The organism is Mycobacterium neumannii, assembly GCF_002245615.1.
Lineage (GTDB): Bacteria > Actinomycetota > Actinomycetes > Mycobacteriales > Mycobacteriaceae > Mycobacterium > Mycobacterium neumannii_A.
This window is the reverse complement of sequence record NZ_NKCO01000007.1, coordinates 1-24694: the sequence shown is the minus strand read 5'-3', so window position 1 is coordinate 24694 and position 24694 is coordinate 1. Positions and strand designations below refer to the sequence as shown.

Sequence of the window (24694 nt, the reverse complement as noted above, 5' to 3'; positions counted from 1 at the left end):
ATCGGTGTTACACGGCGGCTGCATTCGATGGGCTGATCACCAGATCCGGCGCATCTGCGCACCCGTTCGACGGTGCCGCAGCTGGGCTCGGCGCTCATCTGGGGTGAGCACCTGTGTGCCTTCCGGGAGATGGTCGAGCACGTCGGCGACCGGCACCTTCGTGACCGTGACGTCGGGGAACTCCTCGGCCTTATAGAACCGTGCCTGCAGGATCCCCCACGGCCAGTCGGCCTTGTCGAGCCAGTTGTGCACGCCGGGGTCGCGCTTGGACACCACGCCGCGAAACCAGCCGTCGGGGTCGATCCGCGCCTGAACGTCGTTGAGACTGGATTGCCGGTTCACCCAGTCCACCGTCGAGAACCGGTCGTCGGCCACCAGGATCTGCCAGTAGTAGCAGTTGGCCGGCACGGGGAACTCGACGATCAACGCCTCCTCGTCGGCGATCTGATGGATGCCGTCGTAGTAGGCCTGCTTGGTGGCCAGGCCACCACCCTGCTGGATCCACTGCGACCGCAGGAGCACATTGAAACCGTGGTGCTCCCGGTAGTACCGGACCAGCTCCATGTCGAAGTCGATCATGCCCTTGATCCAGTCGCCCAGTTCCGAGAACCGCCGCGCGATCTCGGCAGGTGACATGTCCTCACCTGCGTCGTCGAGGCGGTTGATCGCGACCTGGGCGTCGATCTCTGCGTTCCAGTCGCAGGCGCATTTGCGCATCAGCAGCTTGCCGACGTCGGGGTTGAGCGACCACCAGTCGCCGTCGTAGGAGTCGGGACGTTCGGCGGACATGATCACGCGGAAGGAACCGTCCTCGGCGATCGTCAGGTCATCCAGGTCGTGGGTGATGGCCTGGAACTTCATCTGCCGCTCGACACCCTTGAGACTCTTCATCATTCCGGGTGCCTGCTGGGTGACCTCGACGAACCGCACTGTGCCGCGACGACCGACGAGTTCGTAGACGCCCGACCCGTCGACTTCGGCGCTCAGGTACACGTAGTCCGGGTTGGGCCCGCCCTGATTGCACGCGTAGTTCCACAGCGGCATGAACACCGGCCGCCGCGAGTCGGTGTAGACGTGGCAGAGGTAGCCGCACGCGAGGATCGACAAGGCGAGCTTGTTCATGTCCTGCACTTCGGCTTCGGAGGCGCCGTCGGGCCGCCACGTCGCCAGCAGGTGGTCGGCGACCCCCTTCAGCGCCTCCATCTGGGTGTCCCAGCTGGGTAATGCGGTCATCGTGTCAGCCCTCCACCGTGACCTCGAAATGACGGATGTAGAAGTCGTAGTCGGATCGGATCTGGTCGACCGAGAGGCCGAACTGCTCGGCGGTGTACCTATGCGTTCCCTTGGCGCCCATGGCGTTGGCGTCCTGCCAGTCGAAAATTGCCTGTGCGACATCGGGTTTCAACTCCAGTCCCAGCCAGTCATAGAGACGGCGCACGGTGCCCCTGGGATCGGCGACCAGCTCGCGATGATGTACGTCGAGGAAGCGGTCCTCACCGATGCGTGCGCGGTCGGCGATGGCGCTCTCCATGCCCTCACGCAGGTGATCGCACACCTCGCGGCCAAGGGCACACAGGTCCCGTTCGCCCGCCGCGGGCGGGAAGATCGTGGACACCAGGCTGGTGTAGGACGGCACGACCTTGGCCGGGTCGCGGTGTGTCATGACGAAGCGCATGTCCGGGTAGGCATTAGCGAGCGCCTCCAGGTGGAACTTGTGGTGAGGTGCCTTGAACAGCCACAGCTGCGGTGGGCACGTCGACCCGAGCAGCTTCACGACCCTGCGGTGGTAGGCGTAGGTCTCGGTCAGATCGGCGCGCCGCCACCACGATCGGTAACCCGCCACCGGCAAGGTCATTTGCTGGCCGTGGAACGCCATCCCGAGGATCTCGGTGTCCTCCATGGTGGCGTCGACCTCGAAGATGTGCATGGCGGCTTGCGCGGCGGGTCGCTCCTCGTGCATCCGGATGAACGCCTGCCTGCGCGGGTCGTCCGCCTCGCCGCCGGCCAGCGGCGGCGGAACGGGTTGGTACTGCTCCCATCCGCGCAGGCACCGGAACTGCGGATCGAGCGACAGCATGTCAGCAAGGGCGGTGGTGCCGGTGCGCGGCAACCCGTTGATGTCGATGGGGCCTTCGATGCCGACGTCCTCGACCTCGGGGTGTGCCCGGTAATAGGCCTCGACCTCGAGGCGATTGATCAGCCTGCGGCGCAGATCGCCGATGACGGCGGCATCGGTGGCGGGGTCCAGATCGCCGTCCCGTTGCAGGCTGTCCAGCAGCACGGTGAGCCCTTCGCGGAAGTCTCCGGGTCCAAAGTCCGCGTGCCCGCATTCGGCGACCGCTTCGTCGAGCAACTGTTGCGGATCGGGATAGCGCATGCGCGTCACGCCTCGACGCGGTCGGGATAGTGGTGAGCGGCCATCGCGCGAAAGCCGTCTCGCCAGTCCACCGTGCAGGGTCCGGTGATCGATGTTCGCTTGGTGTGGTCGCCGACCGAACCGACCGAGGCACCGGGGACAGGCTGCACATCCACCCGCGGCGACACGCCGAGAAGTTCACCGAAGTACGTGCACCACTGCTGGACGCTCACTGGGGTGTCGCCCGCGAAGTTGACGATGGTGGCGGGAACGCTCGCCGCGTCCAGCAGCGCCGGAACCTGGGCGTTGATGTCGTCGTAGTGGATCGGGCTGTACGGCAACGGGTCCCATCGGGCGACGACGGGTCGTCCGTCCGCGACGGCCTGCAGGTGCCACAGCGGCAGACCGCCCCGCTCGCCATACGCGCTGCCCATCCGGGCGATGACTGTGGGTATGCCGAACTCGCGTGCACAGTATCTGGCGACGGCCTCCTCGGCGATCTTGACGATCGAATACGGTTGCGGGCTGGGCAATCCGGCATCGCCGATCGGATCATTCTCCCGGAATGGGTGCCACGGGTCAGGGTGGGGTTTGTAAACGGTGACCGTCGACATCACCAGCGCCGCCTTGACACCGCGGCAGTGGGACAGCAGCAGCCCGGTTCCTTCGGCGTTGACGCGTAACCCACGCTCGTAGTCTTCGCCGAAATCGGCGGCGATGTGCAGGAGATAGGTGAAATCGGTTGGCAGCTGGGAGAAATCCCCGTCTGAAAGATCGGCGCTGCGGGTGGTCACACTGAGGGCTTCGACCTCCTCGCGCGCTGCCGGGTCGGAGAACCGGGCAATCCCCCACACCTCGTTGTCCCTAGCCAGCATCCTCGTGATGCCGTAAGCGATGCGACCGGCCGGTCCCGTGATGAGGACGCGTTCCCCGCTCAGCATTGCGCGGCCGTGCCATGATCGTGCGCATGGATCTGTTCGAACAGCCTTGGCCCGAAGGAGATTTTCGATTCTTTCAACTCGGGCACGTCGTCTTGGATGTCCTCGAAGCCGCCGCCAGTTGGGCGCGCGTGTTCGGGGTCGGACCGTTCCACGTGCTTCCGGTCGCCGATCAGGTGGCCAACTACGGGGGTGAGATCCGCACGGTCCGGATCCAGGTCGCGGTGGCTCAAGCCGGCCCCGTACAGATCGAATTGATCCAGCAGCATTGCGACACACCCAGCATCTACTCTGAGTGGAGTCGGGGCGGAACGAGCTCGTTTCACCAAATAGCCACAATCACAAGATATTACGATGTCAAGACGGCGCACTTCGCGTCGCTGGGCTATCGGATTGCCGCACAGAGTACGGGTGGCGGTTTCCGCGTCGCCTACATCGACACCGTCGCGGATTTCGGGTTCTACACGGAGGTCGTCGAGGCTCCGCCCAGCTTTCTCGACCAGGTGCACCGCATCTCCGAAGCCTGCTCTGACTGGGACGGCAACGATCCGGTCCGCATCATGACCCGCGACGGCTACCGGGTGCCGGCGGATTCCAGGGGCCACCCCCGGACTCTAAAGTCTTAGAGACAACGGTGGCAAGCATCTGGCAGGATCCACCCGTGATGGCCACCGATGAGATCGACCCGTTGACCGACCTGTCCGGCCCGCTGCAGGGAACCGCGCTGGAGAAGGCGGTGCTCGAGTCCCTCGACACGCTCGAGCGGGCGTTGGAAATGACATCGTTGGGCGACAACCGCTTTCGGGCGACCAACGAACGAGACCGCTTCGGCCGGATCTTCGGCGGCCAGCTGCTCGCCCAAGCCCTGTACGCCGCGTCGCACACCGTCGACGAGCACGCGCCGCATTCCCTGCACGCCTACTTCGTCCAGACCGGCGCCTCGGACACGCCGGTCGACATCGCCGTCGAGGCCGTGCGCGACGGACGATCGATGGCGACCCGTCGGGTCACCATCGCCCAAGGCGACCGCACCCTGCTCACCGCCCTTGCGTCGTTCCACACCAATGCCGCCGAACCCGAACTCGAGCGCCCGCAGCCCGACACCCCGGCTCCGGAGGAGATGCCGCTGCTGCAGCACTGGGTGCACCAGGTCCCCGCGCAGCTGAGGAAGAACGCGCAGAACTGGGTCGACGTTCCACCGGCAGTGGAGATGCGCATCGCGGAGCCGACGAACTTCCTGGGTGGCAGGCAGACGCCCGAGCCCCGGTCGCACTGGATGCGGTTGCCCCGCCCCGTCGGTGACGAACCCGCACTGCACAGCGCGATGCTGGCGTACGCGAGCGACTACCTGCTGCTGGACATGGCGTTGCGCAATCACCCGCACCCCGCCGATTACGCATCGATCGCGGCGGTCAGCCTCGATCACGCGCTGTGGCTGCACCGGCCCGTCCGCTTCGACGAGTGGCATCTGTACACCCAGGACACCGTGGCCGTCACCGGACATCGTGCGCTGATCCGCGGCACCATCCGCGACGCGGCGGGGCGCACCGTGGCCAGCACCTCGCAAGAAGTGCTGATCCGCCCGATCGCGAAGTAGAGATGGCCGCGCGTCGGGCGCCAGACAGCCGTCAACGGCGCCGCGAATTGTGTGACGCCGGCATCGAGTTGCTCGCCGAGCTGGGCGCCAAGGGCCTCAGTCATCCGCGAGTCGACCGCCGGGCGGGGGTGCCCGATGGGAGCGCGTCGTACTACTTCCGGACCCGCACCGCGCTGATCCACGCCGTCGCCGAGCGGGTGGCCGAACTCGACCTCGCGGACCTGCGTTCGGTCACCGAAGCCCACGTCGACACGTCCCGGCAGGCCGCCGTCGCGAGGCTGGCCGAGGTGGTGATGAAGTCGCTGACCGGCACCGGGCTCACCCGGACACGCGCGCGAATCGAGTTGCTCCTGCAGGCCAGCCGCGATTCGGCGATATCCGCTGTCTTCCATACCAATTCGCAGACCTATCTCAGATTGCACCGAGAGCTCGCGGAGCGATCACAACCGGACGCGGCCGACCCCTCCGCTGTCGACGACCGGGCTCTGCTCACGGTGATGTTCATCAGCGGGCTCATGCTCAGCGCCGCGGCGGGCAGTGAGCCGGCCATCGAGCGCGATCGGCTGGAGTATTTGCTCGCCCAGATCGCTGCGAGCCGACCCTGAGGCGTCGCATGGGTTTCGACGGCACACCCCGCGGGTAGTCGGCGTTCATTCGGGGGGTCGCGCCGCTGAGCCGATGCGAGGAGCGACCATGAATCTCAAGAAAACCGCAATATCGATGAGCTTGGCCGGGGCGGTGGGGGGCTTCGCCGCACTCGGGTTGGGTGTGGGCGCCGTGCAGGCCGACCCGAAGTTCCCGTCCCCGCCGGTGCCTCCCATTCCGGGCCCACCGCCGGTTCCCAAGGTCGACGTGCCAAGGGTCGAGGTACCGCGAGTCGAGGTACCGCGGGCACCCGAGGTGAATGTGCCACGGGTCGAGGCTCCGCGGGTCCCGGACGTCGACGTGAACGTGCCGCCGGTCGAGGTGCCGCCGCTGCCCAAGGTGGACGTGCCGCCTGTTCCGGCCCCCGTCGTCGATGTCGACGTGCCCAAGCTGGAGCCGAACCTGCCCGACGTCGACGCCTACTTCGGCCTGCCGGGCGCTCGCATTCCGCCTGGACAGCTGATGAACTCGGCAACCATAAACGGGGTCCCGAATCCGTTCTTCAACATCCCACCCGGACAGCTCAAGAAGATGCGCACGGTCCAGGGTTATGAAAACCCGTTCTTCGATAAGGCACCGGGCCACTGGGAGATCCCTGCGTCGGTCGTGCCCGACGCCTGGCCGGGCGTTCCGGGGATCGACGACTACTTCGGCCTGCCGGGCGAGCAGATCGGCGCGGTACAACTGAGGGCATCGGCCACCATCAACGGGGTGCGCAACCCCTTCTACGGAATCCCGCCGGATGAGCTGAGGAAGCTTCCGACGGTGCAGGGTTTCGAGAACCCGTTCTTCGACGGCGCCCCCGGCCACTGGGAGATTCCGTAGCGGTCACAGCGCAGCCGAAGACGCCCCGCCTGTGATCAGTCCGAGGAGCAGGTGGTGTCGGTCGGCGGCAGCGTCAGGTCGACGAGGTAGTTGGCCGCGATGTCGTCGACGCAGTTGTTGCCCTGGAACACCACGGTGTGCTGGGTGCCCTGGAACGTCACCAGAGTCCCACCGAGTTGCTTGGCCAGCTCCACACCTGCCTGGTACGGCGTCGCGGGATCGTTGGTCGTCGACACCACCAGCGTCGGTGGCAGCCCCTCCACCTGAAGTTCGTGCGGTTCGCTCGTCGGCGGCACCGGCCAGAACGCGCACGTGCCCAACGGTGCGTGCCCGGTGAACTCGCCATAGCTCATGAACGGTGCCGCCTCGCGCACCCGCCGGTCCTCCTCGACGACCTTCGCGCGGTCGGTGACGGCGGGCTTGTCCACGCAGTTGACCGCGACCCGTACATCGGTCGAGTTGTTGTAGTGGCCCTGGGCGTCGCGGCCCATGTACAGATCGGCCAGCGCGAGCATGGTGTCACCGGCGCCCCGCTCCATCTCGCTGAGCGCCTGCGTCAGGTGCCGCCACAGGTCCGGCGAGTACAGCGGCAGGATGGTCCCGACGATGGCGTCGGAGTAGCTCAGCCCCCGCGGATCCCGCGTTCGCAGCGGCTTTTCCACCAGCGGGTCGACCAGGCTGTGGTAGACGTCGTTGGCCTTCGCCGGGTCGGTGCCCAGCGGGCAGGCGGGGTTCTGCGCACAGTCGGCGGCGTAGTCGTTGAACGCGGTCTGGAAGGCCGCGGCTTGGCGGACGTTGGCCTCGGTGGGATCGGCGTTGGGATCGACCGCCCCGTCGAGGACCATGGCGCGCACCTTGTCCGGGTAGTTCTCGGCGTAGGTGGCGCCGATGCGGGTGCCGTAGGAGTAGCCGAGGTAGGTCAGTTTCTCGTCACCGAGCGCTTGGCGCATCGCCTCGAGATCCTTGGCCACATTGACGGTGCCGACGTTGGCGAGGAACTCCTTGCCCATCTTGTCCTCGCAACGCTGGACGAACTCCTTGGTCTCCTTCTCGATCTCGGCGACCCCCTCCGGGGAGTAGTCGACCTGGGGTTCGGCGCGCAGCCGGTCGTTGTCGGCGTCGGAGTTGCACCACAGCGCCGGGGTGGAGTTCGCGACGCCACGGGGATCGAAGCCGACGAGGTCGAAGCGCTGGCGCACCGACTCGGGCAGCGAGCCGACGATGCTCGCGGCGGCCTCCACCCCGGACTCCCCCGGCCCCCCGGGGTTGATGATCAGCGAGCCGATCTTGTCGCCGGTGGCCTTGAACCGGACCATCGCGATGCGGGCGACGTCGCCGTCGGGCTCGTCGTAGTCCACCGGGACCGACAACATGCCGCACTCGGCGTCGGCGGGAATCCGCGACTCGTCGGACTGTTCGGTCTGGCATTTGGCCCATTCGATCGGGGTGCCTGGTGGCGGCACCGCGACGACGGCGCGGCCGTCGACCAGTTGGCTGCATCCGGTGGCCGCGAGCAGCACAGTGGTCGCGAGGACCCCGATCTTGGCGTTCATGGCTCAACATGCTGCCATGAACCCTCATCGCCGCTGGCTAGGGCGCTATCGCGTGGCGGCCAACAGCTCGTCGAGGGCGGCGGAGAAGTCGTCGGCCATATCCCACAGGTCGGGCAGCAGTTCCGGGCAGGACACGATGCCGACGTTCAGCGAACCGGACAGGGACATCACGGTGATGTTGAGGCCCGACCCGTGGAAGATCGGCCCGAGCGGATACATCGCCTTGGCCTCGCAGCCCAGGTAGTACAGCGGCACCTGCGGGCCGGGAACGTTAGAGATGACGAGGTTGTGCACCGGCCGCGCACCGCTGAGCCGGCTCGAGGCGTAGACGCGCATCGCGACACCGAACACCGCCGGGGCGGCGAACTGCGTCCAGTCCTGCAGCAGCGTCGCCCCAATCGCCGAACTATGTTGCTTGGCAACCGAATTCGCCTCGGCGATCGATTTCAGCCGAGCCGCCGGATCCTCGATGTGGGTCTCCAGCCGCGAGAACATCCCCGACACCTGGTTGCGCCCGGGCCGGTCGGACTTGTCGTGGACGGAGACCGGCACCATCGCGACGAGGGAGTTCTCCGGCAGTTGGCCGCGGTCGGCGAGGTACTTGCGCAGCACGCCGGAGACCAGCGCCATCACCACGTCGTTGACCTTGACCCCGAAGTGGTTCTTGACGGTCTTGATGTCCTCGAGATCCAGTTGCGCGAACGCGACGTTGCGGTGCCCGGTGACGTTCACGTTGAACACCGTCCTCGGGGCGGCGAACGGCGGCGCCATCGAGAGGCCGGAACGGGCGCGACGGACCGTGTCGACCACGGAGGAGACGGTCATAGGCACCGCGCTGGCCAGCTTCAGCGGCCGGGTGGCGAACTTGACCGCACCGGAAACCGCGATCTCCAGTGAGCTTGCGTCCCCGGAACCGTCGACGGGATCCGGTGGCGGCGCGTCGGGTTCGGTGCTGCACAGCTGCGACATCATGCTCGCGCCGGTGACGCCGTCGACGCCTGCGTGGTGCACCTTCGTCATCACCACGAGACGCCCGCCCTCCTGCGGGTTGGTTCCGTCGATGTTCTCGATCACCCACTTCTCCCACAGCGGGCGGCTGCGGTCGAGCGGCAGCGACGCGATATGTCCGCAGATCTCTGCGAGCTCGCGGGGGCCGCCGGGCGCGGGCAGGCCGATGCGATGCAGATGGCGGTCAACGTCGAAGTCCTTGTCCTCCACCCACACCGGATGGTCGAGGTTGAACCGGCTGTCGGCCAGCTTGTCGCGGAACTCCGGCATCGCCTTGATCCGCATGTTCAACTCGTCCCGGAACCGGTCGAACGTGTAGCCGCCGGGCATCGTCGAGGTGTCCAGTTCGAGGATCGAACACACATGCAGCGGCTGCTGCGCGGTCTCGAGGTACAAGAAGCTGGCGTCGAGCCCGCTGAGCCGTTGCATGTCGGAATGCTATGCCCGGTGACGGCGGGTGTGAGCAAATCCACTCAACAGGCCTTTTAACATCTCGCGCACAGAGTGGCAGACTGAGGGGCGTCAGCGAACCCGGGGACCGATTTCGGCCTCGAGGATTCGACCCGACCCACCCAATTGGGGGACAACGATGTCTGAGCAGACCGTGTACGGGGCTGCCGAGGCCAAACCACGCACCTCAGCCGAATTGTCCGCTCCGCGGACGAAGGTCCGCACCCTGCATCTACAGAAGTGGAAGGCCGAAGGCCACAAATGGGCCATGCTCACGGCCTACGACTACTCCACTGCCCGCATCTTCGACGACGCAGGCATCCCGGTGCTGTTGGTCGGCGATTCGGCCGCCAACGTCGTCTACGGCTACGACACCACCGTGCCCGTGTCGATCGACGAGCTGATCCCGCTGGTACGCGGCGTCGTGCGGGGTGCGCCGCATGCGCTGGTCGTGGCCGACCTACCGTTCGGCAGCTACGAGGGCGGGCCCCAGCAGGCGCTGGCCACCGCGACCCGCTTCCTGAAGGAGACCGGTGCGCATGCGGTCAAACTCGAGGGCGGCGAGCGCGTGACCGAGCAGATCGCAACGCTGAGCGCGGCCGGCATCCCCGTGATGGCCCACATCGGGTTCACCCCGCAGAGCGTCAACGGTCTGGGCGGCTTCCGGGTCCAGGGCCGCGGCGACGCCGCCGAGCAGACCATCCACGACGCGATCGCCGTGCAGGAAGCCGGCGCGTTCTCCGTCGTCATGGAGATGGTGCCCGCCGAACTGGCCACTCAGATCACCGGCAAGCTGACCATCCCCACCATCGGCATCGGTGCCGGCGCGAACTGCGACGCGCAGGTGCTGGTGTGGCAGGACATGGCCGGTATGACCAACGGCAAGACCGCGAAGTTCGTGAAGCGCTTCGGTGATGTCGGTGCCGAATTACGCCGCGCCGCAGAGCAATACGCCGACGAGGTGGCCAGCGGGGTGTTCCCCGCCGACGAGCACTCCTTCTAGGCGAACTCGGCTTTTCGCTTGGCCAGGAAGGCGTCGACGCCTGCTCGGCCGTCGTTGGAGACAGCGCGGGCGGCGATCAGCCGTCCCTCGAGTTCCATCTGTTCCTCGAGCCCGTTGCCGAACGTTCCCAGCAGCAGCTGCTTGACCCCACCGTTCGAACCGGCCGAGGTGGCCGCCATCTGATCGGCCAGCTTCGAGGCCCGGTCGGCCAGCTCGGCGTCGGGGACCACCTCGGTCACCAGGCCCCACTGCGAGGCCTCCTGCGCGGTGAGGGTCCGGTTGGTGAGCATGAGTTCCTTGGTCTTGGTGATCCCGATGAGCCGCGGAAGGTAGTAGGAGGCGCTGCCGTCGGGGCTCAGACCGACGCGGGTGTAGGCCATCGTGAACGATGCCGACTCCGCGGCCAGCACCAGATCGCCGGTCGCCGCGAGCGAGAACCCCGCGCCGGCCGCGGTGCCGTTGACGGCGGTGATCACGACCGCGTTCATCCGGGCCAACGTCGAGATCGCCCGATGCAGATCGTCGGCGACGCCCTTAATCTGCGCGCCGCGATCCGGCGCCGAGGCGAAGTCCTTCAAATCACCACCGGCGCAGAAGAACCGGCCCGACCCGGTGAGCACCACGACCTTGGTCGCGTCGGTGTCGCACTGCTTGGCCGCCGCGGCCAGTTCACGAGTCATGGTGCCGTTCATGCCGTTTGCGGCATCCGGCCGATTCAGCGTGATGCGGGCGATGGCACCGGTCTGCTCGAAGGTCAGCGTTTCGTATTCGGTCACAGAGGGACACTATCTTCTCCAGCCTCGGCCTCCGTCCCCCCGTGTTCACCTGCATGTGGCAATCTGTCTCGCACCATGGGCAAATCCAGCGACACGTCGACGCGGCATCTGGAGGTCGAGCGCAAGTTCGACGTCGGCGAATCGACCGTGTCACCGTCGTTCGAAGGGTTGTCGGCGGTGGCCCGGGTCGAAGGATCACCTGCGCACCATCTGGAGGCCGTGTACTTCGACACCCCCGATCACGACCTCGCGGCGCGGCGCATCACGCTGCGCAGGCGCACCGGTGGTCCGGACGAAGGATGGCATCTCAAACTTCCCGCAGGCCCCGACGCCCGCACGGAGGTCAGGGAGCCCCTCGGCGATGAGAACGAGGTGCCCGAGGCGCTGCGCGACATCGTCCTGGCCATCGTGCGCGATCATCCGCTGCGTCCCGTCGCGCGCATCTCGACCCGGCGCACCGTCAACATGCTCTACGGTCACGACGGCACGCCGGTCGCGGAGTTCTGTGACGACCAGGTGACGGCGTCGGCCGAACCGGGCGGTCCGGAGCAGGCGTGGCGCGAATGGGAGCTCGAACTCACCGACGGCGCCGACCGGGAACTGCTCGACCGGCTGTCGAACCGGCTGATCGACACCGGCGCCGAAGCCGCGGCCAGCGGTTCGAAGTTGGCGCGCGTCTTGGCGGAGTCGTCGGCGCCTGAGACTGCCTCCGCATCGAGCGACGCCGTGCACCGGGCGGTGGCCGAACAGGTCGAGCAGCTGATCGAGTGGGACCGCGCGGTTCGCGCTGACGTGCCGGACTCGGTGCACCAGATGCGGGTCACGACGCGCAAGATCCGAAGCCTGCTGCAGACCTCCCGGGACGCGTTCGGCATCTCCGACGACGCCTGGATTCTCGACGAGCTCAAGCAACTGGCCGCAATTCTGGGAGTGGCGCGCGATGCCGAAGTGCTGGCCGAACGCTATGAGGAGGCCCTCGATGAGTTGCCGACGGAGTTGGTCCGCGGGCCGGTGCGGGAGCGGCTGGTCGACGGGGCCAACCGGCGCTATGCGGCTGGACTGCGCCGGTCGCTGATCGCCATGCGGTCCCAGCGTTTCTTCCGGCTGCTCGACGCGCTCGAAGGGTTGGTCGCCGCGGAGCCGGCGCTGTCACAGGACGAAGATGAGCGCACCCAGGCGACGATCGACGCGGCCTACAAGCGGGTACGCAAAGCGGCGAAGGCGGCCGCCGCGGCTGAAGCCGACGACGACAAAGACGAGGCGTTGCATCGAATTCGCAAGGGCGCTAAACGTCTTCGATACACGGCCGCGGCGACCGGCGAGTCCAAGGTCTCGGATCGGGCCAAGAGCATTCAGTCGCTGCTCGGTGACCACCAGGACAGCGTCGTCAGCCGGACCCACCTCAGCCAGCAGGCCGATGCCGCGCACGCCGCGGGCGAGGACACGTTCACCTACGGTCTGCTCTTCCGGATGGAGGAGGAACTCGCACACCGCTCGCGGGAGCAGTTGGACGGCGCGCTCAAGAAGCTTGCCAAGGCGGTGCGCAAGGCGCGCTGACCCTTAGCGGCTCGCCCGGTCAGGGGGCGGATGAGTTGGCCTGTAAGCCGGAGTATGACCCCTGCACGTTTGCCTTCGGGGGATGTGTTTGTTGGTCCCCAAAACTCCTGTTCAGGGTGTTGGATCCGTTGACACTCGACGGCGGCTGCTGAAGCTGCTGCGGACGCACTGCGGACGATGACCCCGCGTCCTAAGTGCCGCGGGCCCCATCTGAACGGGCGCGCGACGCTCGCTTCACACATCTTCGCGCCGCTGCGACCGTGCTAGACGTGAAGTCACCGGAGCGACGCCGCGACCGCTCCAGCCTGGTCAACACGCACTCAAGCTAAAAAACGAACACCGCGGGGCTTGGTAAGCATCGATTTGTCGGACTCCGGCCGTACCTTAATCAGGACGTTGAGAGGAGGTCGGCCCGTGCCGGTCGAAATTGGGCTCCGTGAGCAAGTGGAGGGTGGCGCGGGCTTAGCGCGCACTTCGACAGCGAGCGTGTCGCCAGCAGCGGAGGCGGCCTCACTGTTCGAAACGCGGCTCAGCCAAACCATCGAATCTTACGACTCGAACGCAGAGATCTACGCAGAGCGATTCCAGTTCGTCGATCTCGGCGAGGATCGCCGGCGGTTTTTGCAGCACCTCCCTAAGTCGACTGGTCTAGTCCTGGATGCCGGGTGCGGCCCAGGACGAGATCTTGGATTCTTCATGCGTGATGGGTTCCCGGCGATCGGGCTAGACAAGTCAGCCGAATTGCTTCGAATCGCACGCAGTGCTGGACATGCTGTTGTCCACGGAGACCTCCGTGAGCTCCCATTCGAGTCAGGGTCCTTTGCAGGGATATGGGCATGCGCATCGCTCGTTCATCTCCCCAACGCCGAATTAGCGTGTGCGCTAGCCGAGTTCAAGCGTGTGCTTCGCCCCGGCGGAAGTCTTTTTGTGTCCGTGCGACACGGGTGCGGCATCGAAGAGCGTTTTGATCCGTCTGGTCACCGCAGATGGTTCTACCTGTATACAGCACCTGAGATTCGGCGGCTGCTGCTAGAATCCGGCTTCGTCGACATCGATGCTGAAGTACAACCGGGGGCAGCGCATGGAACTTGGATTAATGCTCATGCACGGAGCGCAGGCAACCGCGACATCGCGGATGCTTGCTGATTCACAACCGACCTTGCTTGCATCCTTTGAACTAACTGCACCTCGCGCCACACTGATTGCAGCCTGCGCAACACTGCTCGCAGCCTGCATAGCCGCAATCGCCTCTGTAGCAGGGGCGATAATGACAAAAAACACAGCGAACCGTCAGAAACAGAGCGAAAAAAATAAATTAGAGATTGAGAACTGTCGGAAGCAGTTGGGCCAATTGTATGAACCCCTTGCAATCCGCCGATTGAAGAGCCGTCGTCTTTACGATAAACTGCGTGACGAAATGAATGTTGCCCCGGTGGGACAGCAAGAGTGGCGACTGGTCGACCATATCGTCGACGTAAAAAATGGGACCAAGGCCGCGAAATCGGCAGTTGTTGAAATCCTAAAGATCAACGACGAGATCGAATCTCTTATGACGAAGAATGCTGGCCTGATTGAAACCTCGCCGCGTCATGATTCTTTTGATCGATTCATTCGCCATAACGCTTTGCTTCAAGAGGCGTGGAAGCAGGGCACTAATCAGAAGCCCAATGCTCGTGAGAAATTTCCGTACGAGATCGATGATGATATTGAGAGCGACGTCTTGAGCATCAGACAGAGATTGAATACATTGTTGGCTGCGTGATTGCGCGCTGGTTCTTGTTTTGAAAGCTTCTCTGTCCGCGCCCGTGTGGCAAGCGGCAGAGTCGGTGCACGCGTGCAGGCGCTCGCGATTACGGGCGGCTGGCCCGTCGCGTCGAATGCGCAATGTCGGTAGTACGACCGATCTGCCGCAGCAAGTCCACGACGCTTAGTTGCTGCTCACTTTCTTGATCGGTCCTCCCCATTCGTAGCTATCCCAAGCCTGATCCAGGATGACATTCCTCGAAAGTTCCATGTCAGCAAGGCCGGTAGAGATCTGCCACCCATCTTTTGTCGGGTCAGTTAGAAAGTTGGCCAGAAATGTGCCGACGTCTTGGTCCTGAAGAGTTACCAGTCTCTCGATGTCTTGGCTTGCGCACACACTAGTCGGCATGTTCGGTGATGCGCCGATGAGGTCTCGAATCGGCTTCGCGTTTGCGATGGCGAAGGGCTCCATCGTCACTATCAGCCCCACCCGTGGCAGGTTGGCCGGAATATGGGCGAACGCGGCGTGCTGCGTGGCTATCAGTTCATCAGTTACGTTCAGCTGCTTATAGGCGCGTCCGAGCATCCGCTTGAGTTCGTCGCCCGCGTCTGTCGTGCCGACGCGCACCGCCTCGGTCGGCCTTACTGACTTGACCTCTACGAGGATGATCACGCTGTCGCAGACGACGATCCAGTCCACACCCCGCTTAGCGCCCTTGTCATATACGACCTCTGGATGAACTATCACGTTGGGAATCGTCGCCAGTTGTCGACCGACGTACTGCTCGAAGAGGTCTCCGACTTCGTCGGTGAAGCTGTTACCCCATAGCTTCGCGCCCGCGTAGTAGACCCCCAGCGGGCTGATTTTCCGCGAAATTTCATGGAGCACTGGGACAAGCAGATCTGACACAATCCCGGACACCACTGGTTTGTCGCGTAGCGGATTGAATGTGAATCGTCTGAACTCGTCAGCAAGTTTCGGTCGCCGCTGCTCCCTGAACCAAGCCGTTGGTGCCTCGTAGTTTCTTTCGACGGTTTCGGCGAGCACGGTGACTGGCAGCACGGCGGTTATGGCGTCGAGTTCGGGTTTGTCGAACCACGCAGCGGAGAATCGGCCTCCGTTCTTGCCAGCCGCTGCTTGCACGAAGAACCCGGTTCCCACGTACTGCGACAGCGTGCAGCCGAACAGATCGATGTCCCAGCGCGGCTTGATGATCTTCAATGGCTTTGAGGGCATCGTTTTCTCGAATATGGCTGCGGTGCGGGTTGCTTCGTTGAAAGGTGGCTGGTAGTAGTCCTGTTCAGAAGTAATACGCAGCATGAACTTGGTGAGAGTGTCGGGGTGGTCACTTGATCCGAGTTCGGGGTCGTTCACTGCGACGTAGGCGGCACAGCACTGGAGCACGTCATCTTGCGTTGCCCTAGACCTGCTTTCGTTGCCCGAAATCAAGCTGATTCGGGCAATGTCCGCAAGCGCCCATGGGGTGTACTTCTTGAACGGGCTCTTCAACCACGAACCGGGCTCCCAGTAATTCGCCGCGGTCTGAGCTACTAAGGGAAGCAGCGAAGATGGTGAGTGCCTGCGGACTCGCGCCACATACTCGGCGTCACGGATGCTGCCATTGTAGACGTTAGGCATCGGAACTAAAGGCACTCGCCGGCGTGGACCTCGAAGCACTTGTCGCACTTGCGTTCCGGTTTCCGCCGGCTTGACTGGTCACTGGCGCCGAGGCGGATGTGTTCCATCGGCCTCGACCGAATACTTGGGTACATCTGCTGAAGTTGTGCGAAGCAAGTATTTAGATGCTGGCGCAGCTCCGTTGACATCTGGTAGTGCCGCAATTCGTCATATAGCCCTGCCTGATTGTCGGCCCGTGTCTTGTTGGAGGCGAGCTCGTCGTCAAGCGTCATACGGACCGTCTCCCGGATCTTGGCGATTCTGGACGGCTGGACTGGTTCCCGGTCGAGGACGGACTCCTCGGCCATCTCGTCATCGGTCAGACCACGCTCCATGCCGAGGAACACCTTGGCGTAGCGGGTGCGAGTATGGGTTCGCAGAATTTGCTCGATCTCCGCTCGGAACGGATTCTGGTCGGACATCTGATTCCTCCTGTACTGGATAGCCGTGATACGCCGTCCCCGGCATCGTGGATGCCCGGTGCCGGGGCGCGTAGTCCATCTATAAGACGTCCTTGACCTTCGTCATCAGCGACTCCAGGAACATGCCCCAGTGGCCGCGGAGTTCGCCATACTGCTCGAGCGGGTTGTCGTTCATCGACTCAGCCTTGCCGTACGCGATGATCAGCAAGGTGAGCGTCTCGATTGTCCGCTGGGCAGTGCGAACAACCTCGCGGTCATATCGGGCGCCGGGCGCGCTGTCGGCAATGTCCTTGAGCGGTTGCCACATCTCGCGGTAAAAGCGGTGTCGAGTGTTGATCCGGATGATTACCTGACCGGCGACGTGAAGAACGTCGATGAACTGCTTGCCGGGGAAGTCAACGGATTCGATGACGAAGGGCAAATCCTTATGCTTCTCGACGTAGGTCTCTTTTTCCTTCTCCGGTGCGTCACCTAGAACATCGGTTGCGAGATCCGCGAGTGCTTGATCGGGGTCGGCGTCGTCGCCCTTGGCGCGGCCCTTGGGCATAGTCCGGTTCGCCCCAGCAGCGGCTTCTGCGATCGCGCCGTGTTCCCCGACGTGCTCCCGAGACTTACGCTGGGCTTTACCCCAATGCTCGTCGAGTCGATTGCCGGCTTCTGGGATCGCTTGCGCGAGAAGCTTCTTGATTTTGTCTCGCAGCTCGTCGTGCGGCTCGGCTCCGCGCTTCACATTACGCACACCGAAGTAGTCGTCCAGCTCGGGTGCGAAGGCTACTTCGATCCCGATGAACCGGTCGGGGTCCTGCACAGCCTTCGGGAAGATGCGCGGGACGTTGGTGTAGCTGATCTCGCGGTCCATGCGCATGAAGCTGATAGCGCCTAGGTTCTCAACAATTCGTAGCTTCTTGGCGAGGTTATCGCCGCCCGATCCGCGACTTCGGGTAACGGCCTGGGGATACAACGTCACGGTCAACCAGGCGCTGTGGCCGCCAATGTTGATCTCTTCCCGCATGATTGGTTCGGCGGTGAAGTCCAGCGGGTCGGGCTTATAGGGTGAGTCCTTGCCGTCGCCCTTGGTGTAATACTTGGTGAGCACATCCTCGGCCCATGTACCGCGCATCGTCATCAGCGGGTCATGTGGAAGGAGGCTGAGGCCGTTGACGGAGATGTCGATGCCGTCGTTGATGAACACCCGAAAGATGCGAGATAGCTCCTTCTCGACGTCCAGTCGGAGGCCGTCGAAGTCCTTGGCGCGTCGACCGTGTTCGAGGCGGTCGACCTTCGACCAAACCACCAGCGTGCCACTGCCTTCCGGCAGCAAATCGACGAGGTCGTCCGGTACCGATTCACCGTCCGGCGGTGCTATAACGATCTGCTGGCCGGCAGCCTCGGCGTCGGTGGCCTCTTCGAGATCAAAGGAAACATGTCGCCACGGGTCACTGCCCGCCGTGCGCGACCACACGTCGAGCCGCTGGCCGAAGTTCAACGCGGCCAGCTTGGCGCCCACACCGAACTTGCCGATGGTGTCGGTCCGCATGTAGCGCGTGGAGTACCCGATTTGCGGGTAATGCTGCAGCACCTCATCTGCCATGCCGTCGCCGTCGTCGACGAAAGAGATGCGGTGCACATGCCGTTTGCCGTTCAGGTCGGTGCCCTCATCCATCTGCACTGCAATGTGATTGGCGTTGGCCTCAAGCGAATTGTCGATAACTTCACCGAGGGCGGCCGGCAAGCTGTATCCGGAGTCGCGCAGGGAACGCAGCGCTTGCCCGGTCAGGATGACGGGGACGCCGGACGGGGCGGTGGTGTTGGTTGTCATTTTTACTCCTTAGTAATCGATTGGTAGGGAAGAGCGTTGGCTAGACCCGAGTCCGTTCGGGGCTCGCAGAAGGGGCAGGGCCCCTGTCCAGTCGGGGCGGCTGGGTGAATCTTGTTGATTAAGGTGTCGCTGTGCTGATGCCACCACCAGGCCTCCAGCAGGAACGCGCCCCAAGCGTCGCGGGCGGTTTCCCACGTCACATGGGTCGCGTGATGCAGGTGATTATGGGTGGCCAGCCGGGCACGCAGGCATCGATCAGATCGGCCCACATAAACCGGGCGCTCACCCTGCAGCAGCAGGTACGTCCCGGGGGTTCCCGCGGGGATCAGAGACCGAACGGTGCGTGGGTTGAGCTGGAACGCCAGCCTGGCCGGAGGGGTGGCTGCGATCAGCACGACCTCGGGCCACGCCTGAAGGTAGGACACGGGGGTCATTCGGCCCCCTCAGTGAGATGGAGGTGGGGGGTGAGCAGTGTGGCCATCGCGGCGCGCCACCTGTGGGCCGTCGCGCGGCTGATTCCGATAGCCTGGGCCGCCTCTGCGACGGTGTCGCCCGCCATCATCCGCCTGACGAACGCGGGGCCCTTCGACCCAAGGGTGGTGGCCACTTCGAGGGCGCGGTCACAGAACGCGCTGGTATTCGCAGTGACTTCGTCGGCGACCGAAATGGTGTCTGCGATGTCGGCGCCGTCGTCGGTGACGGCGATACGTCCGTAGGTGAGGCATCCATACGCCTGAACAGCGGCTCGGCCACGCTGGCGGGACCGGTAGTACGTGGACTTGGCGTTACGCCAACAGTCGTAAATGATGAACTGCGCTTCGCCCTCGGCGTCGGCGCGTTCGACGCCGTACCCGACGGCGATCTCGGCGATCTTCTCGTCGTCGGAACCCGGGGGTGACTGAATCGCGCGGGACTGAAGAACTTCAATTGCCGTAACGGCGCCTGCAGACATAGCTGCAGAGATAGTGGTACTCATGAACATCCTTACCGGTGTCCTACGGCCATTGCTGTGCCGCTGAACCCTGAATGTGTAGTTGTTCGCCCGGTCGCTCCTTTGGCCCCGCCGCCCTCCAGGTACGGCAAGACATGACCAAACGTTGTGACGAGGATAACACGTGAGCCCGACAAGAGATTCCGCTTGGCAACCTCGCGCAGCGCCCTCAACCTTTACGGCACCGCTGCAGGCAAATCTGTCTCACCGATCCATCGCCTGCGGCGCTCGTACCCACTCAACTGCCCGCGCGTGTCGGCGGGGCCTTCTAACCTCCACTCATGCCGTCTTCACAGTGGGATCTCAAACCTGGTGACACGCTCAGCCGCGCCGACCGGAAGGACCGCTTCGGCGGCAGCCTGCAAGGCGGCATCGCGCACTCGGCCAGAACGCCGAACATCTTCATCTACACCGACCCGGGCGCTGGCACTGAACACGGTTACGAGGACCACTGGGACACGAGCGGCGACATCTTCTACTACACAGGAGAAGGCCAAGAAGGGGATCAGAGGTTCGACAAACCTCCTTGGGGCAATGCCGCGGTCAAAGACCACAAAAAGACCGGCAGAGCAATTCGCCTGTTTGAAGCAGCTGGCACGAAGCCCGGCAGCGACGAGGTCATCCAGCGATATGTCGGACGCTTGGATATCGATGACACAGCGCCGTACGCCATCCAACGCGGGCCCGACCGCAATGGCGTCGAACGAGAAGTCATCGTCTTCAAACTGCACCGAGTGCCGGAAAGCGCCGAGGAAGCGCACGCCGGCAGCGCCGCTATCGAGGCGGTCAACCCTGGTATCCGTGATGATGCGGTTGATGGCGCAGCTTTGCTCGCCGAGCTCCGGGAGATTCGAGTCGACGTTCACGAAGGCCGCAACGTTCCATACAAGTACGTAGTGCTGCTGTGGGCTATCTCGCGATCGTTATCCACAGGACAGCGGCGGTTCAAGTTTCAAGACGTCAGCCATGACCTCTCAGCTGCTCTGAAACCGTTCCAGGTATCTGCCAGCCGACCCGACCCGCGCAACCCCTGGTTCGCGCTAAAAGAAACACCCTTGTGGTGGGACCTAGGAATGCCAAACGCCGCCGGTCTGACCTATAAGGAAACCCGCGAACTCAACCTCGAGGGTGGCCTGAGTGTAGGCGCGTTCAACCTCGTGGTCAGCGATCGGGACTTCACATCACGCGCGATCCAGGCAATCGCCAACATCATCGGAGATTCCCCGGAGGTGCAGGCGTTACTCGGCACCCTTCAGCTCGACAACCTAAAACTAGGTGATGGGCAGATCGCAAAGGTTAGGAGGATTCCAATCGAGAATCAGCTGACCGAAGATTTCGCGGTCGAGTACAAAGCGCTCGGTCGCAAAGATCGCACCCGCAAGGAAGCCAAGCTTCAGAAGCGCTATGCGGACTATCTTCGTAAAACGCTGCAGCACAAGACCTGTCGGCATGAGATCGCTATCGACAATCAAGTGCTGTACACCGACCTCTACGACGAGACAACGCGCGACCTCATCGAAGTGAAATCGTCAGTCGAGCGAAACACTATGCGCCTTGCTCTTGGCCAGATACTCGACTACGCCCAGCTACTAACACCGGCACACCTCACCATCCTGGTGCCAGACCGCCCAACCCAGGGCATCATTAATCTTTTCCACCAACACGGAGCCCGGGCCGTCTGGCCCACGGGCGACGTTTTCATTTCATCGAAGTGATCGCACGTAGATCGCAGATGTCGGCGTTTGCGGGCGTCACGGTTAAACTCAAGCGCTCGCAACGTCCCTCAGTCGGGGGTCGTGCCCTAGATACAACTGTGCCACTGCTCTATCCAGGACCGTGATGCCCTGAGCGGGACGCCCACCGGCATAGCCCAAAACGGTTTGGATGCGCCAGTAGACCGTTTCCGCGGAGCCGCGAGTGCAACCCACGCGCTGCATAAGTCCTTCGAAGCCCTCCTCTGAAAGCCACTTGCCTTCGTTGGCGATCACTGCTTCGGTCACCTGAACGGTGTCGAAGATCGTCCACTTCTTGCGAGCGGTCGTCACGCGGTCCCCCTTTGTAGACGTGCGGTCGAGAATCATGGTTGCAAAGTTTGCTGCACCTCTCAAGGCGTTTTCGCACGTCGAGCGAGCGCGGCGGGGCGACGTGCACCAGGGGCCACGGCGTCGGCCGGCCGGCCGGCCGGCACGCGCTCAGATCATCGACTCGTCCCACGCCCCGTCTGGCGTCGTGGCGATCGCCGATTTCCAACCCGATCCCGACAGGCCGGCAGCCGCGGCCGCGTCCATCGACTGAATGGGCCGCAATGTTGATCTGCTGCCGACTCGTCCGCTGCGGTGCGCCGCAATCTGCATGATTTTGTACGTCGCTGCGCCGCTTTGACACGCTTGGGTCCTACAGTCGTCTCATAGGCGCTTATTCATTGCCGAGAAACCAGCGCGAAGTTGGGCCGCTTACCGCGGTCAAGGGGGACCTGAATGGCGACGGGAGCCAACGCGAACTACTGGAAGGACGCTCGCCTGCCCGGAGTTCTGAAACACAACCTGCTGAAGCGATACCTGCCGGTGTTCCTCATCAGAACCTCGTCGATCGCCGGGCGCGCCGCCTACTTCGACGGTTTCGCCGGGCGCGGCGTCTACGAAGACGGCAAGCTGGGTTCAGCTGGCGAAATGCTGGAGTTCGCAACCGGCCAGCTGTACGGGCCCAGAGGCGTGCCCATCTCCCTGTATCTATGCGAGAAGAAACGCAAGTTGTTCGCGGTGCTGGATGAACTCTGCGACACGTACCGCGCCAAGAACCTCGATGTGCACACCCACCGCGGTGACGCCAAGAAATACCTGCGCGACAGTCTGCCGAAGTTCAGTGAACTGCCCGCTTTCTTGTTCCTCGACCCCTGCGGCGTCGGGATACCGTATGAGGACCTGGTCGCGGCTATAAACCGCGGCGGCGACAACCCTTGGCCGCCAACAGAAGTCATGTTGAACTTCAGCATGTTGGCGCTGCGCCGGATTGGCGGCCACGTAACCTCAGCGACGCCGAACGAGGCGACCATGAAGACCCTCGATACCGCCCTCGGAGGCGACTGGTGGCGGGCCTACTTCAAGGACGGCGTCAACGACGAGGCCGTTGACAGCGTGCTCGCCGAGTTCGGCCGACGGCTGGAAGAGGCCACCGGGATGACCTTGATTGCCATCCCCGTTCACCGCTGGCCCAAGCACAAATCGCTTTACTACCTCGTATTCGGCACTCGGCACCCGGCCGGCATCTGGCACTTCGCTCACGCCGCCGCCAAGGCGACCGATGATTGGTGGACGGAAGCGCGCGCGAAACTGAAGGAGCTCGAAGGGGCTACGCTCTTCGACTTCGAGGAGGGTCCACTCTTCGACCCCACCCGCACCATCAAAGACGTCGAAGAGGACGCAGTGCCGATTATCGCGGCGCATATCCGTCGCCTGCTCGACGAGCACGGCAAGTTTCGGCTCGGCGATTACCCGGTGGAAGTCTTCGGCCCGTTCCTGGGTCGCGTCCGCGAGTCAGCAGCGCGGCAGGCCGTCAAGCATCTGCACAAGGCGGGCCTCACCGCCAGCGACGGCAAAGGTCCGAAAGTCGAAGATCTGGTGGTGGAGCCAGCTACGCAGTAGCGGGCATTTCATCCCAGAGCTGGCCATCAAGTTGCCGCCCAAGGGATTTCGGCGTGCGACCGCCCCATTGCTTGAAGAAGAACGCGACGCCGGCGTCCTGGCACGCGTCCCGGATGTCGCGTACCCATTCCCCGTCGACAGGGCGATGATTCGCGCCGGACTCACCGCCGGCGATCACCCAGTGGATGCCGTCAAGGTTGAGCCCGTCGAGCGGTCCTATTAGTGGCTCACACGACAAGAAGCGCACGGCTGCGGGTACGTCGCGCAGATGGTCGACTCGCGGCAGCACATCCGCGTTCTCGACGGACACACCCATCCACAGGTTGGCTGGCCAGTCGAGATTGTCGCCGAGCCGGCGCAGCCGCAAGCTGCGCTTGGTGAGCACCTGGTACGTGTGCTGAGGCGTCTCGCGGCAGACGTCGAACACGTCGCGAATGAAGCTGACCGGCACGCGGGCGTGGAACAGGTCGGACATTGAGTTCACGAAGACGACGCGCGGCTGGCGCCAGCGGCGCGGCTCGTCGAGTGCCTGCGGATGGACGGTCACGTCGAAGCCCGGTCCGGATGTGCGCAGATCACCGTCGTTCTGGTACTTCTCAGATCCCATGGCCTTCAGACGTTTTGCCAACGTCATGGCGTAGCAGTGGTCGCAGCCGGCGGACACGCGATCGCAGCCGGTGACGGGGTTCCAGGTGGCCTCGGTCCATTCGATCGCCGATCGGTCAGCCATGCGCCCACCCTCACAAGTCCGTTGCACTCACCCTAGGTCACTGCGATGGGTCAACACGTCAGGACCGCCAACCGTGTTGTTGCAGATCGCCGCAACGCTGTTCGATCGCACAAGTTATCGGCCGGGTCCGACACCCGGCGGTGAGCACAACGGCGCACGGTCACTCCGGCGGGTGTTCCGCCGCGGCACGCGCCGCAAGGTAAGTCCGCATGGCCGGCCCTGTCTGGATCCGAACGCGCAGCATCCGCATGTACCCGCGCATCCACAGCTTCGGCAGGACCAATGACTCGCCGCCGGCGTACGGGTTGCGGTCGCCAGGATCGGCGAGTGAGCCGGCGTACAGCGCGTAGAGGTATTCCGCGCGCTTCGACACCCGGCAAGCATGCGGGCACGCGCACCCGGAACGTCGGACCCACGCCGAAGACGAGGACCAGGACCACGACGGCGACCAGGCCGGCCGGCCCGCCGGCGCTCACGTCATCGACTCTTCAGGCGTCGCGGCGACCCGGTCCTGTTGTCCACGGCGGTACTTCGTCCGCAAGCTGACGCCAGTCCGAGCGCGATAGCCGGCCGCGTATGCCGTATGCGTTGTCGTGTTCCACGCGCGGCACACGTCGCAGTGACACCGCTTCTGCCGATACCCCCTGCGAGTGCCGTGCTCCCACCGCTCCGCAGCGGCCTTCACGCATGCTCCGCAACGGCGGCGATCCGGCGGCGCGCTGTCCCGGTACGTCGGCACCAGCCGGCCGCACCTGATGCACGGCACGTCAGCACGGCGAGGCACGGCTCGCTCCTTCCCGGCGGTTGTTTTTTGTGGGGGACCAGGGGGGGCCTTGCCAACGCCTTGGCTCTGCCCCTTATACACATCTGACGCTGCCGACGAAGGCTTAGCCTACGTCCTCGGCGGTCCTCTCACCATGACACACACAATCAGCACTCGTCATCCCTCCACGCTGACCGCG

General features: G+C 64.1%; 24 protein-coding genes. 10 read left to right on the top strand and 14 right to left on the bottom strand.

Features of this window, described 5'->3' with window-relative positions:
• Nucleotides 1–36 precede the first annotated feature (36 nt).
• Genes CEX88_RS10520 through CEX88_RS10510 form a run of 3 tightly spaced genes read right to left on the bottom strand, consistent with a single transcriptional unit; the run spans nucleotide 37 to nucleotide 3297 of the window.
• Nucleotides 37–1233, bottom strand: coding sequence for a DUF1214 domain-containing protein (locus CEX88_RS10520; RefSeq protein ID WP_094293453.1), 1197 nt, complete (start codon nucleotides 1231–1233; stop codon nucleotides 37–39).
• 4 nt (nucleotides 1234–1237) lie between these two features.
• Complete coding sequence (locus CEX88_RS10515; protein WP_094293569.1) at nucleotides 1238–2377, bottom strand: sulfotransferase family protein; 1140 nt, start codon at nucleotides 2375–2377, stop codon at nucleotides 1238–1240.
• Between the two features lie 5 nt (nucleotides 2378–2382).
• Nucleotides 2383–3297, bottom strand: a complete 915-nt coding sequence (locus CEX88_RS10510; protein WP_094293452.1) for an NAD-dependent epimerase/dehydratase family protein — start codon at nucleotides 3295–3297, stop codon at nucleotides 2383–2385.
• Nucleotides 3298–3323: 26 nt separating this feature from the next.
• Between CEX88_RS10510 and CEX88_RS10505 the strand changes: the two genes are divergently transcribed.
• The 4 genes from CEX88_RS10505 (at nucleotide 3324) to CEX88_RS10490 (ending at nucleotide 6361) form a co-directional block, all read left to right on the top strand.
• A complete protein-coding gene (locus CEX88_RS10505) occupies nucleotides 3324–3920 on the top strand; it encodes a VOC family protein (protein ID WP_238382037.1) in 597 nt (198 codons plus the stop codon).
• Nucleotides 3921–3958: 38 nt separating this feature from the next.
• Nucleotides 3959–4891 (top strand): acyl-CoA thioesterase, encoded by a 933-nt coding sequence (locus CEX88_RS10500; RefSeq protein WP_066841793.1) that lies wholly within the window; start codon nucleotides 3959–3961, stop codon nucleotides 4889–4891.
• A gap of 2 nt (nucleotides 4892–4893) precedes the next feature.
• Nucleotides 4894–5496, top strand: coding sequence for a TetR/AcrR family transcriptional regulator (locus CEX88_RS10495; RefSeq protein ID WP_094293450.1), 603 nt, complete (start codon nucleotides 4894–4896; stop codon nucleotides 5494–5496).
• 88 nt (nucleotides 5497–5584) lie between these two features.
• On the top strand, nucleotides 5585–6361 hold the full coding sequence (locus tag CEX88_RS10490; RefSeq protein ID WP_202931443.1) for a hypothetical protein: 777 nt from the start codon (nucleotides 5585–5587) through the stop codon (nucleotides 6359–6361).
• A 35-nt stretch (nucleotides 6362–6396) separates the two neighbouring features.
• On the opposite strand, the gene CEX88_RS10485 is transcribed toward CEX88_RS10490, so the two are convergent.
• Nucleotides 6397–7914 (bottom strand): alpha/beta hydrolase, encoded by a 1518-nt coding sequence (locus CEX88_RS10485; protein ID WP_066841790.1) that lies wholly within the window; start codon nucleotides 7912–7914, stop codon nucleotides 6397–6399.
• Between the two features lie 45 nt (nucleotides 7915–7959).
• Entirely contained in the window at nucleotides 7960–9351 is a 1392-nt protein-coding gene (locus tag CEX88_RS10480) for a WS/DGAT/MGAT family O-acyltransferase (RefSeq protein ID WP_066841789.1), read from the bottom strand.
• A 160-nt stretch (nucleotides 9352–9511) separates the two neighbouring features.
• Between CEX88_RS10480 and panB the strand changes: the two genes are divergently transcribed.
• A complete protein-coding gene (gene panB, locus CEX88_RS10475) occupies nucleotides 9512–10375 on the top strand; it encodes a 3-methyl-2-oxobutanoate hydroxymethyltransferase (RefSeq protein ID WP_066808497.1) in 864 nt (287 codons plus the stop codon).
• Here the strand turns inward: panB and CEX88_RS10470 are convergent.
• Nucleotides 10372–11151, bottom strand: coding sequence for an enoyl-CoA hydratase/isomerase family protein (locus tag CEX88_RS10470; RefSeq protein WP_094293449.1), 780 nt, complete (start codon nucleotides 11149–11151; stop codon nucleotides 10372–10374). The two genes, panB and CEX88_RS10470, sit on opposite strands and share 4 nt — an antisense overlap.
• 75 nt (nucleotides 11152–11226) lie before the next feature.
• Here CEX88_RS10470 and CEX88_RS10465 point away from each other — a divergent pair, with 75 nt between their 5' ends.
• From CEX88_RS10465 to CEX88_RS25910, 3 genes are all read left to right on the top strand, one after another.
• A complete protein-coding gene (locus CEX88_RS10465) occupies nucleotides 11227–12708 on the top strand; it encodes a CYTH and CHAD domain-containing protein (protein WP_094293448.1) in 1482 nt (493 codons plus the stop codon).
• A gap of 414 nt (nucleotides 12709–13122) precedes the next feature.
• Nucleotides 13123–13854 carry a class I SAM-dependent methyltransferase gene (locus CEX88_RS26590; RefSeq protein WP_202931442.1) on the top strand — a complete coding sequence of 244 codons (732 nt, stop codon included), beginning with the start codon at nucleotides 13123–13125 and terminating at the stop codon, nucleotides 13852–13854.
• Nucleotides 13763–14470 (top strand): hypothetical protein, encoded by a 708-nt coding sequence (locus tag CEX88_RS25910; RefSeq protein WP_126315849.1) that lies wholly within the window; start codon nucleotides 13763–13765, stop codon nucleotides 14468–14470. Before CEX88_RS26590 ends, CEX88_RS25910 begins: the two co-directional genes overlap by 92 nt.
• A 165-nt stretch (nucleotides 14471–14635) precedes the next feature.
• On the opposite strand, the gene CEX88_RS10450 is transcribed toward CEX88_RS25910, so the two are convergent.
• The 5 genes from CEX88_RS10450 to CEX88_RS10430 all read right to left on the bottom strand — a co-directional run bounded on the left by CEX88_RS10450 (nucleotide 14636) and on the right by CEX88_RS10430 (nucleotide 19346).
• Complete coding sequence (locus tag CEX88_RS10450) at nucleotides 14636–16090, bottom strand: hypothetical protein (RefSeq protein ID WP_094293445.1); 1455 nt, start codon at nucleotides 16088–16090, stop codon at nucleotides 14636–14638.
• 5 nt (nucleotides 16091–16095) lie between these two features.
• Nucleotides 16096–16551 carry a hypothetical protein gene (locus tag CEX88_RS10445; protein WP_094293444.1) on the bottom strand — a complete coding sequence of 152 codons (456 nt, stop codon included), beginning with the start codon at nucleotides 16549–16551 and terminating at the stop codon, nucleotides 16096–16098.
• Nucleotides 16552–16630: 79 nt separating this feature from the next.
• On the bottom strand, nucleotides 16631–18370 hold the full coding sequence (locus CEX88_RS10440) for an ATP-binding protein (protein ID WP_094293443.1): 1740 nt from the start codon (nucleotides 18368–18370) through the stop codon (nucleotides 16631–16633).
• 2 nt (nucleotides 18371–18372) lie between these two features.
• Complete coding sequence (locus CEX88_RS10435; protein ID WP_094293442.1) at nucleotides 18373–18804, bottom strand: hypothetical protein; 432 nt, start codon at nucleotides 18802–18804, stop codon at nucleotides 18373–18375.
• Nucleotides 18801–19346: a helix-turn-helix domain-containing protein gene (locus CEX88_RS10430; protein ID WP_126315848.1), complete on the bottom strand. Its 546-nt coding sequence runs from the start codon at nucleotides 19344–19346 to the stop codon at nucleotides 18801–18803. Before CEX88_RS10430 ends, CEX88_RS10435 begins: the two co-directional genes overlap by 4 nt.
• Before the next feature lie 296 nt (nucleotides 19347–19642).
• Between CEX88_RS10430 and CEX88_RS26285 the strand changes: the two genes are divergently transcribed.
• The gene (locus CEX88_RS26285) at nucleotides 19643–21076 is read left to right on the top strand and encodes an SRA domain-containing endonuclease (protein WP_238382036.1); all 1434 of its coding nucleotides are present in this window, start codon (nucleotides 19643–19645) and stop codon (nucleotides 21074–21076) included.
• Between the two features lie 48 nt (nucleotides 21077–21124).
• Here the strand turns inward: CEX88_RS26285 and CEX88_RS10420 are convergent, their stop codons facing one another.
• Nucleotides 21125–21442, bottom strand: a complete 318-nt coding sequence (locus tag CEX88_RS10420) for a hypothetical protein (RefSeq protein WP_094293440.1) — start codon at nucleotides 21440–21442, stop codon at nucleotides 21125–21127.
• Nucleotides 21443–21838: 396 nt separating this feature from the next.
• Here CEX88_RS10420 and tcmP point away from each other — a divergent pair, with 396 nt between their 5' ends.
• Nucleotides 21839–23002, top strand: coding sequence for a three-Cys-motif partner protein TcmP (gene tcmP, locus CEX88_RS10410; protein WP_094293438.1), 1164 nt, complete (start codon nucleotides 21839–21841; stop codon nucleotides 23000–23002).
• Here tcmP and CEX88_RS10405 read toward each other — a convergent pair.
• Both CEX88_RS10405 and CEX88_RS10400 read right to left on the bottom strand, forming a co-directional pair.
• Nucleotides 22992–23732: a DUF5131 family protein gene (locus CEX88_RS10405; RefSeq protein ID WP_094293437.1), complete on the bottom strand. Its 741-nt coding sequence runs from the start codon at nucleotides 23730–23732 to the stop codon at nucleotides 22992–22994. The two genes, tcmP and CEX88_RS10405, sit on opposite strands and share 11 nt — an antisense overlap.
• A gap of 160 nt (nucleotides 23733–23892) precedes the next feature.
• Nucleotides 23893–24105 (bottom strand): ribosome modulation factor, encoded by a 213-nt coding sequence (locus CEX88_RS10400; protein ID WP_094293436.1) that lies wholly within the window; start codon nucleotides 24103–24105, stop codon nucleotides 23893–23895.
• Nucleotides 24106–24694: the final 589 nt, after the last annotated feature.